Below are 500 nucleotides of genomic sequence, written 5' to 3' on the forward strand. Positions count from 1 at the left end.
ACGTTGAACTCGTTGTCCACATCGCAATAAATGCTGATGGAAGGGCGGTATGCGCCTGCATCAAGGCTGAACGCGGCAATCCAGTTTTCGGGCAACATAGTGATTTTGCCGCCGGGGAAATAAACCGTGCTCAAGCGTTCCATGATGTTTTTTTCCATTTTGTCGCCTTGTTTAATGGCAAGCGACGGCGCGGCGATGTGGATGCCGACGCGTTTCATGCCATTGCCCAAGTCGGTCAGGCTCAAGGCATCGTCCACTTCGGTGGTCGATTCGTCGTCAATGGAAAAGGCGGTAACGTCGGCCTTGGGCAGGTCGGGCATTTCGGGAAGGGAGAGGTCGGGGAAACCTGTTCCTTTGGGGAAATATTTGATTTCAAACCCGTCTTGCAGGTATTGGGGAATGGACGTAATGCCGCCTGTTTTTTTCGCCAGTTCGTAGGCGGAGGTTTTCAGCGCATCGGCGGCTTTGGTAAAGGCTTTGTAGGTCAGCGACTGCTTGTC

General features: G+C 53.2%; 1 protein-coding gene. It reads right to left on the reverse strand.

What is annotated here, in order from left to right; all coding sequences use genetic code 11:
* A partial coding sequence (locus ACTHUM_RS18935) for an RNB domain-containing ribonuclease (RefSeq protein WP_440403819.1) occupies positions 1-500 on the reverse strand: 500 nt, incomplete at both ends.

The organism is Neisseria sp. P0021.S006, from assembly GCF_051956895.1.